At 37.7% G+C, this 11758-nt stretch carries 15 protein-coding genes; 8 read left to right on the top strand and 7 right to left on the bottom strand.

Annotated elements, in window-relative coordinates:
* Positions 1-2: 2 nt before the first annotated feature.
* Positions 3-1139 carry a tetratricopeptide repeat protein gene (locus R8N23_RS17730; RefSeq protein WP_318172937.1) on the bottom strand — a complete coding sequence of 379 codons (1137 nt, stop codon included), beginning with the start codon at positions 1137-1139 and terminating at the stop codon, positions 3-5.
* Between the two features lie 425 nt (positions 1140-1564).
* On the opposite strand from R8N23_RS17730, the gene R8N23_RS17735 reads away from it, so the two are divergent.
* Positions 1565-2044, top strand: coding sequence for a GNAT family N-acetyltransferase (locus R8N23_RS17735; RefSeq protein ID WP_318172938.1), 480 nt, complete (start codon positions 1565-1567; stop codon positions 2042-2044).
* Between the two features lie 105 nt (positions 2045-2149).
* Positions 2150-2446: a hypothetical protein gene (locus R8N23_RS17740; RefSeq protein WP_318172939.1), complete on the top strand. Its 297-nt coding sequence runs from the start codon at positions 2150-2152 to the stop codon at positions 2444-2446.
* On the opposite strand, the gene R8N23_RS17745 is transcribed toward R8N23_RS17740, so the two are convergent.
* Together R8N23_RS17745 and ubiE are read right to left on the bottom strand one after the other, a co-directional pair.
* A complete protein-coding gene (locus tag R8N23_RS17745) occupies positions 2443-3219 on the bottom strand; it encodes a porin family protein (RefSeq protein ID WP_318172940.1) in 777 nt (258 codons plus the stop codon). The two genes, R8N23_RS17740 and R8N23_RS17745, sit on opposite strands and share 4 nt — an antisense overlap.
* Positions 3168-3890: a bifunctional demethylmenaquinone methyltransferase/2-methoxy-6-polyprenyl-1,4-benzoquinol methylase UbiE gene (gene ubiE, locus R8N23_RS17750; RefSeq protein ID WP_318172941.1), complete on the bottom strand. Its 723-nt coding sequence runs from the start codon at positions 3888-3890 to the stop codon at positions 3168-3170. The genes R8N23_RS17745 and ubiE overlap by 52 nt, the downstream gene beginning before the upstream one ends.
* Before the next feature lie 146 nt (positions 3891-4036).
* On the opposite strand from ubiE, the gene yihA reads away from it, so the two are divergent.
* Genes yihA through R8N23_RS17765 form a run of 3 tightly spaced genes read left to right on the top strand, consistent with a single transcriptional unit; the run spans position 4037 to position 5423 of the window.
* On the top strand, positions 4037-4633 hold the full coding sequence (gene yihA, locus R8N23_RS17755) for a ribosome biogenesis GTP-binding protein YihA/YsxC (protein ID WP_318172942.1): 597 nt from the start codon (positions 4037-4039) through the stop codon (positions 4631-4633).
* Positions 4634-4669: 36 nt separating this feature from the next.
* Positions 4670-5104, top strand: a complete 435-nt coding sequence (locus tag R8N23_RS17760) for a DUF5606 domain-containing protein (protein WP_318172943.1) — start codon at positions 4670-4672, stop codon at positions 5102-5104.
* A gap of 7 nt (positions 5105-5111) precedes the next feature.
* Positions 5112-5423: a hypothetical protein gene (locus R8N23_RS17765; RefSeq protein WP_318172944.1), complete on the top strand. Its 312-nt coding sequence runs from the start codon at positions 5112-5114 to the stop codon at positions 5421-5423.
* Here the strand turns inward: R8N23_RS17765 and fbp are convergent.
* The gene (fbp, locus tag R8N23_RS17770; protein ID WP_318172945.1) at positions 5420-6433 is read right to left on the bottom strand and encodes a class 1 fructose-bisphosphatase; all 1014 of its coding nucleotides are present in this window, start codon (positions 6431-6433) and stop codon (positions 5420-5422) included. The two genes, R8N23_RS17765 and fbp, sit on opposite strands and share 4 nt — an antisense overlap.
* A 141-nt stretch (positions 6434-6574) precedes the next feature.
* Between fbp and R8N23_RS17775 the strand changes: the two genes are divergently transcribed.
* Positions 6575-7861 (top strand): aspartate kinase, encoded by a 1287-nt coding sequence (locus tag R8N23_RS17775; protein ID WP_318172946.1) that lies wholly within the window; start codon positions 6575-6577, stop codon positions 7859-7861.
* On the opposite strand, the gene R8N23_RS17780 is transcribed toward R8N23_RS17775, so the two are convergent.
* Both R8N23_RS17780 and R8N23_RS17785 read right to left on the bottom strand, forming a co-directional pair.
* The gene (locus R8N23_RS17780; protein ID WP_318172947.1) at positions 7844-8701 is read right to left on the bottom strand and encodes a fructosamine kinase family protein; all 858 of its coding nucleotides are present in this window, start codon (positions 8699-8701) and stop codon (positions 7844-7846) included. The two genes, R8N23_RS17775 and R8N23_RS17780, sit on opposite strands and share 18 nt — an antisense overlap.
* Positions 8698-9153: a low molecular weight protein-tyrosine-phosphatase gene (locus tag R8N23_RS17785; RefSeq protein WP_318172948.1), complete on the bottom strand. Its 456-nt coding sequence runs from the start codon at positions 9151-9153 to the stop codon at positions 8698-8700. The genes R8N23_RS17780 and R8N23_RS17785 overlap by 4 nt, the downstream gene beginning before the upstream one ends.
* A 140-nt stretch (positions 9154-9293) precedes the next feature.
* Here R8N23_RS17785 and R8N23_RS17790 point away from each other — a divergent pair, with 140 nt between their 5' ends.
* The gene (locus R8N23_RS17790; protein ID WP_318172949.1) at positions 9294-9464 is read left to right on the top strand and encodes a hypothetical protein; all 171 of its coding nucleotides are present in this window, start codon (positions 9294-9296) and stop codon (positions 9462-9464) included.
* Between the two features lie 284 nt (positions 9465-9748).
* Here the strand turns inward: R8N23_RS17790 and R8N23_RS17795 are convergent, their stop codons facing one another.
* The gene (locus tag R8N23_RS17795; RefSeq protein ID WP_318172950.1) at positions 9749-10852 is read right to left on the bottom strand and encodes a DUF6588 family protein; all 1104 of its coding nucleotides are present in this window, start codon (positions 10850-10852) and stop codon (positions 9749-9751) included.
* 211 nt (positions 10853-11063) lie between these two features.
* Between R8N23_RS17795 and R8N23_RS17800 the strand changes: the two genes are divergently transcribed.
* On the top strand, positions 11064-11693 hold the full coding sequence (locus R8N23_RS17800; protein WP_318172951.1) for a peroxiredoxin: 630 nt from the start codon (positions 11064-11066) through the stop codon (positions 11691-11693).
* Positions 11694-11758: the final 65 nt, after the last annotated feature.

The raw sequence follows: 11758 nt of genomic DNA on the forward strand, positions 1-11758 counted from the left end.
TATCAATCAATTTGATCCAATCGAGCTTCACTTTCTTCAGTCAACCAATCTGTCTCGTCCATATCAATCGTTTTCTCGTAATAGACGGCGGCAAGTTTTACATTGTTATTTGCTTCAGCAATTCGTCCAAGCCCCAAATAGGCAATACTTCTATAATACTCTCCACGATCTGGGGACAATTCGCCTGTTTCTAAACCTCTTTTGTAAAAACGCTCAGCAGCATCTAAAGACCGCTCAACTTTTTCTGCATAAACACCCCTGAAAATCTCACCGCACATCTTAAAATATGGCTTTTCATGAACCTGCAGTTGGCTAATTAATGGCAAGGCACTTTTATAATCCTTTTGTCTCATCAAACATTCCAAATATTTAGCCTTGAAGTAATCATTAGCGGGATACATTTTATGAATTCTTTCCAAATAATACCTTGCTTTGTCTGCGTTGTTTTCATATCGCAGCCAGATATATGCGACATACAAACTCGCCTCAATCTTAACTATTTTACTATGGTGTACGGCACTATCCAATTGTACCAATCCACGTTGCACATCCCCAGATTTGAAAACCCAAACAAACGGTTTATAGATAGGATGTCGCTCTGGATACTTTTCTCTAAAATAATTGTACAACCCTGACAGAAATAGCAATTCAGGGCTTTCAGCAGTGTGCTCCATTGTCTTTTTGATCAGATTATAAGTCTGTTTAGCCTGAGACATCGCCTTGAAGCTACTCCCTTCTTGCGCATAATATTCCGCCAATAGGCCATGGGCAGACATTTCGAAAAACATGGCTTCCAGGTTGTTAGAGTCTTTAGCACTAATCTTTTCAGATTTGGCAATGGTCTCCATCAAATATTTCTCATGTCCTGGATAAACTGGACTAGACGTTCGAAGTGGCTGATCTCGCCAAGCCAAACTCATGGCTTTCATCATTGGAACAATTGGATGTCCTGGAAGTTTTTGTTCCAGAGAATCAATGACTAATTCTGCTTTATTAAATTCTTGGTTATAGATAAAATCGCCCCCGCGATCCACCATCTCTAGCAAATTAGAATTCGAAAATAAAGGTGTGTTTTGAGCATTCAGCACAAGTGAAATCAAAACGAACACGACTAGAAAAAATGACTTAATATTGTTCAATCTAAAATTTAGTCTAAGTTATCAATCCTTCAGAACACATATTATTTGATCAAAAACCTTATCTGGATGCCAACGATATCCAAAAACCTTTTGCCCTTGATTGGAAGGAAAGCGGATGCAAGATAAATATAACCTTTTCCGTAGAAGACCATCTAGCAATTTCTTTACCAAAAGCTCCGTATGCCGGGTTTAACATCATTGGTACTCCTTCTCAATCAGCCATTAGCAAAATAATTGATGATCTGAAAGAAGAACTATCGGAACGAAACATTCAAAGGGCGATTATACGCCAAAGACCTGAATTCAATCCAACGCCAGCGTTTCAATTACTTCACGAAGAGCTTCTTCAAAATCAGTTCAGCTATGTCGGCGAGATAAATCAACATGTATTTCTTGAAAGCGTCCTTGAGCAAAAACTGCATGCCATGCAGCTGAGGAAAATCAAAAAATGTCAATCTGAACAATTAAGCTTCAATCAGGAAAGCGTTAGCAATATTCTGGATGTTCATTCATTCCTTGAGTCTTGCAGAAAACAACAAGGGCTAGAAATTAACATTAACAAGCAATCGCTTGAACAATTATTCCTTAAACTTCCACTCAATTATGAGTGTTATACAATCAGAAATAATGAAGGAGATATCCTAGCTGCAACAGTTCTGGTCCTGGTCAATGATCAGATTGTTTACAATTATTTACCTGGTTTTGACAGATCCTATAAGTCCTTAAGTCCTTTGTCCTTTTTATTGTTTCAGCTATACAAGATTCTAAGAGACAGGAACTACAAAATATTTGATTTAGGCATCTCTTCCATTAATGGCGGAGTTCAAGAAGGACTTTACAATTATAAAAACAGAATGGGAGCCAATAAGTCTGATCGTTTTGTATACGAAATTAAGCTTAAGTAATTCACCTAATTTTCACTCAAAATCAATAGAAAATTTGTTAAGAGCATTTATTGTAACAATATTCTCTATAAATTCGTTGCTTTCATTAACACAATCCAAAAATTGTTGAAGAAATACTTTTCTATATTATTCTGCACGTTATTCAGTTTGTCAGCTTTGGCCAACACAGAGAACAATACCAATAAAATCGGTGATGGAGGTGTGTATAAAGCAGAAGCTTCGACAGAAGCCAAAGAGTTGAATGCTAACAATGAAGCTGAATCAACCGAACAAAGTGAAGAGTCAGGAACAGAACCAGATTCTAGCTACTACTCTGTGAATAAATTCAATTTTCTTTTTTACTTCGTCTATAAAATGAAATATATGGATGAAGAAACTGAAGTTGAAACCTCTGACGACTAATATCTTCTCGCTTTTCTTCTAAATGTTGATGGGCCTCCTTCGAAGGTTACATAGATAGTGAAGCTATGAATGTTCAAACTTTCAATGCCAGCACTAAAGTCATTTTCTTCATCATCTAGTACATTAAACAAGCCAAACGAATACCTTACTTCAGGTGAAAATTTGAAGAGTGGCTGAAACAAATCGAGCCCTACTCCCACATCAATTGATAAGTTAAATTTCTCGATCAACAACCGCTCTGAAGAATCTTCTTGCTTTTTATTGCCAGATACCTTTACAGCGGGCGTAATACCTGCCAATAAATAGATGGCTCTATTATCCACTCTTACAGATTTATATTTCAATAACAACGGCAATTCAAAATACGTAGGGTCACGAAGTTCCTCAAGCACGGTACCATTATCATATCTATAATCCAACCCCAACTGATAAAAGCTGAACGTTGGTGCCAGTCGAACATCCAAATATTGAAACAGGTGGAAATTGACAATAAAACCAATTTTAAAACCAAATTTTTGAGTAGGAAGAATAGAATGCACCGAGTCTAACGCCGGCGAAATGAATTCATCGGAATATTTCAGTCTAAATCTCGAAGAGTGTCCTCCGATCAAAAAACCATAATGAACTTTTTGCTCATCAAAATTGGGTAGATTGATGCTCCCTGGCAGTTGTGCTCTAGCTTCAGAAGCAACTAGACAAAACCCAACAACAAAACCAAATACTACTTTAAGGCCGTGTAAATAGAACTTATGCCAAATGTTAAGGGTTTGCATTGAGTGTTTTTATATCCTGTTTTTTCTAATACGTCTAAAAATTGCTGACCGTAAGGAAATTCTGCCACTGATTCAGGCAAGTAGGTATAAGCGGCATTATCGCTAGATACCAATTTTCCAATTAATGGCAATATAGCCTTAAAATAAAAACCATAAAGTTGTTTCATTGGAAATTTGGTTGGCTTTGAAAACTCCAAAACGACTAGCTTCCCTCCGTCCTTGAGCACTCGTCTCATATCGGCAAGTCCCTTTTCCAGATTTTCAAAATTCCTTACGCCAAAGGCAACGATTACAGCATCAAACTTATTGTCTTCAAACAAAAGCTGCTCCGAATCTCCCAAACGCATTTCTACCTGATCCTCCACACCCAATTCGATCATTTTCTTTCTACCTACTTCCAACATCCCTTCAGATATATCAACTCCAATGATTTTTTCAGGATTGAGCTTAAGTGCCTCTATAGCCAAATCTCCGGTTCCAGTAGCAATATCAAGGATCAACTTAGGCTGATGAGCCTTTAGTTGTTTAATCGCCTTTTTTCTCCACAGGATATCTATTCCCAAGCTTAGAAAATGATTAAGAAAATCATAGCGTTTACTGATATTATTGAACATATCAGCTACTTGTTGCTTTTTAGATTGCTCTTGATTTTTGTAAGGTAGTACCGCCAATTGCTTCGTATTTTTATTTTGGTGCAATATTACATGGATTCCCTGAATTAATTACCAATCACACTGGCCATATCAAGATTAGAAATAAACTTGATATGGCTAGAGATACAATTTTGATTTGAGCATTTTTGCAGAAATTATATCCAATGAAAATTACAAGTTCCGAATTCGTAATCAGCAATACTGACTACAAACTATGCCCAGCTCCAGACAAACCGGAATATGCCTTCATTGGGAGGTCAAATGTCGGCAAGTCTTCCTTGATCAATATGCTGACTGACAAAAACAAATTGGCCAAAACCTCTGGAAAGCCTGGTAAGACACAGCTCATCAATCACTTTCTTATCAATAAGTCCTGGTTCTTGGTTGATTTACCTGGTTATGGTTGGGCGCAGGTCAGCAAAGAAATGAAGCAGAAATGGGATGTTATGACCAAGAATTATTTGGGTCAAAGGGAAAATCTCTACAATGTATTTGTATTGATAGACTCTAGAATTCCTCCGCAAAAAATTGATATTGAATTTCTGAATTGGTTAGGTGAATTTCAAATTCCATTCTCGATCATTTTTACAAAAGCTGACAAACCCAATAATTCAAAAATCCAGGCTAACATAGCTACATTCAAAAATGAATTGAAGAAATACTGGGAGGAGATACCTCCTACTTTTGTTACTTCTTCTGCCAACAAAATAGGACAGAAGGAAATATTGGAATACATCGGTCAAATTAATGAGAGTGTATAAGAAAATATTAATTTTGCGACCGATTAATAACTAACTATGGATTTTAACGAAATAGCAACAGTATCAGGGAAAGGTGGATTATTCAGCGTAGTAGCTCCTACACGTGGAGGAATGATCCTTGAATCAATGGACGAACAGAAAAAGAAATTGGTGGTCAACGTCAATTCTAAAGTTTCTGTTTTGGGTGAAATATCTATATACACTACAGACAAAGAAGGGTCTTGTCCATTGGAGCAAGTGATGAAAAAAATTCATCAAGAGTTCAAAGGTGATACCGGTTTAGAGAGCAATGCTGATAACGACGAATTAAAAGCATTTCTAAAGCACATTCTTCCTGAATACGATGAAGATCGTGTGTATGCTTCTGATATTAAGAAATTGGTAAAGTGGTACCACTTATTGAGCGCAGGTTATCCAGAGCTTTTCGAAGAGAAAAAAGAAGAAAGCAAAGAAGAGACAGAGAAAAAATAAGAACCAGGTGAGTACATCCATCTCATCTTGTAGTGCGCTGATCACAAAACATTTCCAGCTCCCAGAAGAGGAGCTGGCTGCTTACCAGTCCTCCCAACAAGAACTAGAAGAAGCCCTGGCCTCGATCATCAACAATTTGCTCAATCAAGACATGACAAGGTTGATGAATGCCTTCTATAAAATTGACTTGGATGAAGTGAGATTTAAAGATATCCTCACTACTGCAGCCCCGGATCAAATAGCTATCACACTAGCTCGCGAGGTGGTGAAACGCGAAATGCAAAAAATAAAAACTAGAGAAAAGTATAAGGACTTTTAACTTTTCTGAGCAACCACTTCATCTCCTTTCATGGCGTGCGCTTTTTTCACCATATCTGGTGAACCGATAAACAACGGGACTCTCTGATGCAATTCGGTAGGTTCTATTTCCATCACTCGGCGATGTCCATCTGTAGCCATACCTCCAGCTTGCTCCGCAATGAATGCCAAACAATTACATTCATACATTAAACGAAGTTTACCATTAGGAGCCTTTTCTGTACTTGGATAAATGTATATCCCACCTTTAAGAAGGTTTCTATGAAAATCCGCGACAAGCGATCCTATGTAACGCGCACTATACTGCTCTTTTTTACAATGCTCGATGTATGCCTTCACTTCAGGCTCGAAACTATTGTAAGATCCTTCATTGATGGAATAGATCTTTCCATCCTTTGGACATTTCATATTTTGATGAGAAAGTAAAAACTCACCCAATGTAGGTTCGAAAGTAAAACCATTAACTCCATGACCAGTCGTATACACCAACATAGTAGATGACCCATATAATATATAGCCGGCAGCTACCTGATTATCCCCTTTTTGCAACACATCTTCCATTTGAACTGGAGTGCCTATTGGAGAAACCCTTCTGTAAATCGAAAAAATGGTTCCAATTGAAACATTGACATCGATATTGGAAGAACCGTCTAATGGGTCCATAGCTACTACATACCGACTATTTGAGTTCAACCGAATCAGGTCATCCTCCTCTTCAGAGATAATAGCACAAACTTCCCCTCCATTTTTCAAAGCACGAGTAAATCGAATATCAGCAATGACATCTAATTTTTGCTGTTCTTCACCTTGCACATTAGTTGCACCGTAGGCACCCGCTATATCAAGCAGACCTGATTTATTTACTTCTCTATTGATGATTTTTCCTGCAAGGGCTATGTCTCTGAGCAGTTGAGACAATTCTCCCGTGGCAAATGCAAATTCGCCTTGTTTGTCATTGATGAATCTATCTAAAGTAGTTCCAATAGTAGATCCGAGTGATTGCTTGTCCATTAAATGTGTTTTGGGTCCTGCAAAAATAGAAATAATCCGCTTAATGTAGAGTCACCCTTGAGAGATTCTACCCTCAATAGATGGTCTTTTATTTTTTTATTCTACCTCCATCGGTATTTTTGCCACCCTAATTTATTTAAGATGAAAGTATTCAAATTTGGTGGTGCTTCAGTAAAGGATGCACCATCTGTAAAAAACGTAGCTGAAGTAATCAAGCAATTTTGTGATGACGAATTGGTCGTTATTGTATCTGCCATGGGCAAAACAACCAATGCACTAGAAGAATTAGTGAAATTGTTTTTTGAAAAGGGTGATTGGCAATCGCAACTACAAACAATTAAAAATTTTCATCTTGAAATCTCCAACGGGTTATTCGAGCCGAATCATCAAGTGTTCGAAAGACTTGAATCAATCTTTGAAGGCATTGCCAAGTATTTAAGTTTTGCAGAAGGTAAACCTTATATGGAGGTTTATAGTGAAATGGTGAGTCAAGGAGAGCTCTTATCTACCAGAATCATCAGAAACTACCTCAACCAAAACATTCACAAAACAATCTGGGTTGATGCCAGAAATTATGTAAGAACAGATTACAACTACATTGATGCTCGCGTAGAATGGGATATGACTACACGCAACATCAGTGAAAAAATTCCGGTGTTCACCAAAGATGCCATTGTCATCACACAAGGTTTTATCGGTTCTAATGGTGAAGGAAAAACAACCACGTTAGGAAGAGAGGGTTCAGATTTTAGTGCGGCCATCTTTGCCACGGGATTGAACGCTGAGTCGGTGACGGTATGGAAAGACGTGCCAGGTGTAATGACAGCTGATCCAAGTAAAATGCCAGATGCTGTGATCATTCCTCAGCTGAGCTACACGGATGCTTCAGAAATGACTTATTATGGTGCGTCTATTATTCACCCAAGAACGATCAAGCCACTGGCTCAAAATGGCATCAAATTGTATGTTAGACCTTTCAATTCTCCAAAAGAATTAGGTACAGTTATAGGAGCCGAGGGAGCCGGTAAACATCCAGCTTCATTCATTTTAAAAACCAAACAGGTATTTATTGATTTCAAGGTTACCGATTTTACGTTTATCGATGAGCGCAAACTGAGTTTAATCTTCAATGCGCTAGATCAGCTAAACATCAAGATCAATTTGATGCAAAACTCAGCAGTTAGCTTTTCCATTTGTATTGACAAGAAGTTCGATAAAGTGGAAAAACTAGTAGAACGCCTAAGTGACACTTTCAATATAGAGATGAGAGATAATCTAGAGATGCTGACTGTAAAAGGCTATGACCAAAAAGCGCTAGATAAAATTTACGATAGAAAAGAAGTGCTGTTAGAGCAAAAATCAAAAGATGTATATCACTTGCTATACGTGCCAGAGAAAGAGCACAAAGAATTAAGTGAATCGGCTTAAAGTTCGATTGATTCCTGACAAGTAAGAAGCTCCGAAAAGGTTGACATGAACCAAGAGCGGATATAGATTAAAAATATCAACTCTTTCTTCAATTCCATCTTGAACAGGAAAAGCCTCATTATATGAATGATAGAATATTGGGTCAAATCCGCCAAACATTCTGGTGAATGCCAGTTCGGCCTCGCGATGACCATAATATACTGCAGGATCGAAAATAACTGGTTGACCTTCGCTGCCTACCAAAAAATTTCCAGACCACAAATCACCGTGGAGCAAAGCGGGTTTTTCAACAGGAATCAGATTCGGTAATTCTGCAAATAGTCGTTCAAATTTTGAGTTTGTACTTGTATCAATCAAACCATTGTCACTAGCCCTTTCAATTAACGGCTCAAGTCTTTCCCTAATAAAAAATTCACTCCAACTGTTATGCGGATTATTGGACTGAGGCAAACTGCCAATGAAATTATGGTGGTTCAAACCAAAGGTGGAAGCGGAATGCTTATGCAATTGTGCCAGGGAAGATCCAAATTCTTCCCAAAAAGAAGCCTTTGGAGCAGCTGACGATATATATTCCAAACATAGGTAATCTATTTCTCCTAAGGTTCCAAAGCCAATGACTTTAGGTATGCTCACTGAATTAGTTTGGTCAAGCAGCCCCAATCCAATGGCTTCCGTTTCAAACATTTGACTACTGCGCTTATTCCACTTCAAAAAATATTTATTCTCTTCAAACTGAAAAACGCCGGCATGATGAATACACCCTCCGCCAATAGATTGAATGGTATCAATTGATACCTCTTTATTGAATAACTGGAGAACAACTTCTTTTAGAAGTTTCACTTTTTAGATTGTATATGATCAATTAATCCATCCACCGACCGTGAGACCATCTGAAAAACTTTTTCAAATCCATCTATTCCTCCATAGTAAGGATCTGGCACATTCAGATTGCCATTCGAATCTGGGTCGAATTCTCTCAACAAATACAAATGCTCAGTACTTCCATTAGCCAAAGCTTTCATGTCATCATAGTTTTGTTCATCCATGGCTATTACATAATCGAACCGATCAAAATCTTCCGCTACAAATTTTCGAGCCTTATGACTAATAGGCACACCGTGTTTTCGAGCCACTTCTATACTTCTGTGATCAGGATTTTCTCCTACATGATAAGCGGCCGTACCTGCAGAATCCGCATCCATATCTAAAGCAGAGGCCTTGTAATTGAAAACCGCCTCACCGAGCGGTGATCTGCAAATGTTCCCCAAACAAACAAATAGAACTTTCTTCATATTTTAATTTCTATCATAAAAATAGATAAAGCTTCCTCTTAACTCTCATTTATCTATTAATTCCGCAAATTCATCGAAATGAAATTAGGCCGCTATTATAATTGTATAATTTTACTGTAGAGAAATCTAAACTACCAAGCATGTCGAGAAAAGCAAAATCAGAACTAACCTTTATACTCAAGCTATCGCTCTTGTTTCTCATTTTAGTTGCGAGTAAGGTGAATAGATCATCTGATATCCTCACAGCAACTAAAGAAGCACTTTCCCCACAAGACAGCATCTCAGTCATAACAGCATCTATTCGCGACTGACACCCTCTTTATAAGCATTTTAAAAAATAATTTAAAAAAAATATCAACAGGTGGTTACTTTGTTTATGTATCTAGTATAAAGAGGTACATAACACAAATTTTATTCATACACCTGTTTAACATTTTTATCAAAAATGAAAAGCCCCGAGATCACAATCGGGGCTTTTCGTTTTTATACAGTTCATCGTTAGGGTTAGTCACTAAAAAAACCTGCGAATAGAATCCACAGGCTTAAATATTTTTCAAGGCTTGTCCTGTCAATAAACGACATTCAAATTCCTCTTCTATCTAAATGTAAATCCAAGACCAGCAGAAAGCATATTATACTTCTGGAAAGTATAGTCTGCATGAAGGGTAATGAATGCCAATTTTAAACGCATACCTGCAGTACCTCTAAAAGTACTTCCTCCATCATAGGTAAAATCCACTGGGTCTTCAACTGTATAAGGCTCTCCTGTGATGACGTCTGTCAAATCATAATTGACAATTTCACCATCTACTTTAATACCACTTGATACAATGTTGTACCCAATACCACCATATAAGGTTAAGATAGAAAGCTTCTTGGATACTAATGCTTGAATAGTTGTATTATTAGCAGTCAAGGAGGCTGTGCCTTCTGCAGAAAAGACTCCCGGCTCATTTTCATCAAAATCTATAGTAGTCTTAAATCGTGAGTATCCAACAAGCAAAGCCATATCCAAAGGCAAATGTTTGATACCCGGAATCCATTGCTTGAAATCATGCATCAAGGCTATTCCAAAAATATCAACACCATATTTGTTATTAGTATTGTCATCTAATTCCATATCCTTGGCTCTGCCATATCGAATCTTCAAATCAGTGTTTTTTATGAGGCCAATCCCTAATTGCAATGTAGGTGCTGGCACTCCAGCTAGTGGCAGATCTGATACGTCTATTCCATCCGGAGCCTGAAAAGTTTCACCTGATGTGTACTCGTATGTGCTTCCATCAGGAGCCGTATACTGGCCGTATAGTTCTAACCGCTCATTAGTATCACCCCCCACTAACGTAGGTAAATCAGCAGTCTGGGAGGAAGTTAGATCTCCAGCCAATCGAAGGTTACCATAATCGTTTGGGTTAAACAAGAATAACCGCTCACTACTAGGAATGTTGGCGACATTGACCGTGAATGTAAGATCAAAACCTAGTGGTTTGTGAGTTTTAGCCGTGTTGTACCAGCCTCCTGCCATACCATTGGCGAACGAAAACATAGCCGGCTCAATATAACTATCCATGTATTGTGTAACATCCTCTTCAGAAGCTCTAAAAATATTAACAAAATCCTGCGCCACGGATTTAGTTATAGGTGAAAGGAAAAAGAATGCCCCCAGTATGATGATTGGTTTAGTAAAGTTCAATTTCATGATCATTATTTTTTATTTCGTAGTTTAAAAATAAGGTTAATTACAACAATTACACAAAGAAAGCCCTTTTCTTAGTTCAATGAACTGATTTTATCTAGTAAAAAAAGAATTCTATCGACCGATAAATAAAATTGATTTAATCCTTCTTCCAACCATAAGTCAAGTACTAATTTTGAGGTGTAAAAATTACATCACAAACATTTATACAAATATGTCTTTAGTAGGAAAAAAAGCACCCTTATTCACTGCACCAGCAGTAGTAAACGGCGATGAAATAGTTGAATCATTCTCATTAGATCAATACTTAGGTGAAAAAGAAGTTGTATTCTTTTTCTACCCAAAAGATTTCACTTTCGTATGCCCAACTGAAATCTTGGCTTTTCAGGAAAAATTGGCTGAATTCGAAAAAAGAGGAGTTGCTGTAGTAGGAGCATCAACAGACACAGAGGAAACTCACCTCGCTTGGTTGATGACCGACAAAAACAAAGGTGGAATCGAAGGAGTAACTTATCCATTAGTTGCTGACACTAGCAAAACGATTGCTAACAACTATGGCGTACTAGCTGGAGATTGGGATTATGACGAAGAAGGACAATTGTCATTCAAAGGTTTGCCAATCGCATTCAGAGGCACATTCTTGATTGACAAAGAAGGTACTGTAAGACACGAAACGATCAACGACCTTCCATTAGGAAGAAATATCGACGAAATGATCAGATTGGTGGATGCACTTCAGTATGTAGAGAAGCACGGAGAAGTTTGTCCTGCAAACTGGGAAGAAGGAAAAGACGCTATGCAAGCCACTAGAGAAGGTGTAGCTGACTATCTTTCTAAGCACTAAGAAATAATCATTATATAGTGATTAAAAGTCCTCCTTCATGGAGGACTTTTTTATTTTAGCCACTC

The organism is Reichenbachiella sp., from assembly GCF_033344935.1.
Classification (GTDB): Bacteria; Bacteroidota; Bacteroidia; order Cytophagales; family Cyclobacteriaceae; genus Reichenbachiella.

Bases quoted from the DNA above. Each gene is read 5' to 3' on its own strand.
- R8N23_RS17735 (WP_318172938.1), top strand. From the start codon at position 1,565: ATGCAGCTGAGGAAAATCAAAAAATGTCAATCTGAACAATTAAGCTTC.
- R8N23_RS17745 (WP_318172940.1), bottom strand. From the start codon at position 3,219: ATGCAAACCCTTAACATTTGGCATAAGTTCTATTTACACGGCCTTAAA.
- yihA (WP_318172942.1), top strand. From the start codon at position 4,037: ATGAAAATTACAAGTTCCGAATTCGTAATCAGCAATACTGACTACAAA.
- R8N23_RS17760 (WP_318172943.1), top strand. From the start codon at position 4,670: ATGGATTTTAACGAAATAGCAACAGTATCAGGGAAAGGTGGATTATTC.
- fbp (WP_318172945.1), bottom strand. From the start codon at position 6,433: ATGGACAAGCAATCACTCGGATCTACTATTGGAACTACTTTAGATAGA.
- R8N23_RS17775 (WP_318172946.1), top strand. From the start codon at position 6,575: ATGAAAGTATTCAAATTTGGTGGTGCTTCAGTAAAGGATGCACCATCT.
- R8N23_RS17785 (WP_318172948.1), bottom strand. From the start codon at position 9,153: ATGAAGAAAGTTCTATTTGTTTGTTTGGGGAACATTTGCAGATCACCG.
- R8N23_RS17790 (WP_318172949.1), top strand. From the start codon at position 9,294: ATGTCGAGAAAAGCAAAATCAGAACTAACCTTTATACTCAAGCTATCG.
- R8N23_RS17795 (WP_318172950.1), bottom strand. From the start codon at position 10,852: ATGAAATTGAACTTTACTAAACCAATCATCATACTGGGGGCATTCTTT.
- R8N23_RS17800 (WP_318172951.1), top strand. From the start codon at position 11,064: ATGTCTTTAGTAGGAAAAAAAGCACCCTTATTCACTGCACCAGCAGTA.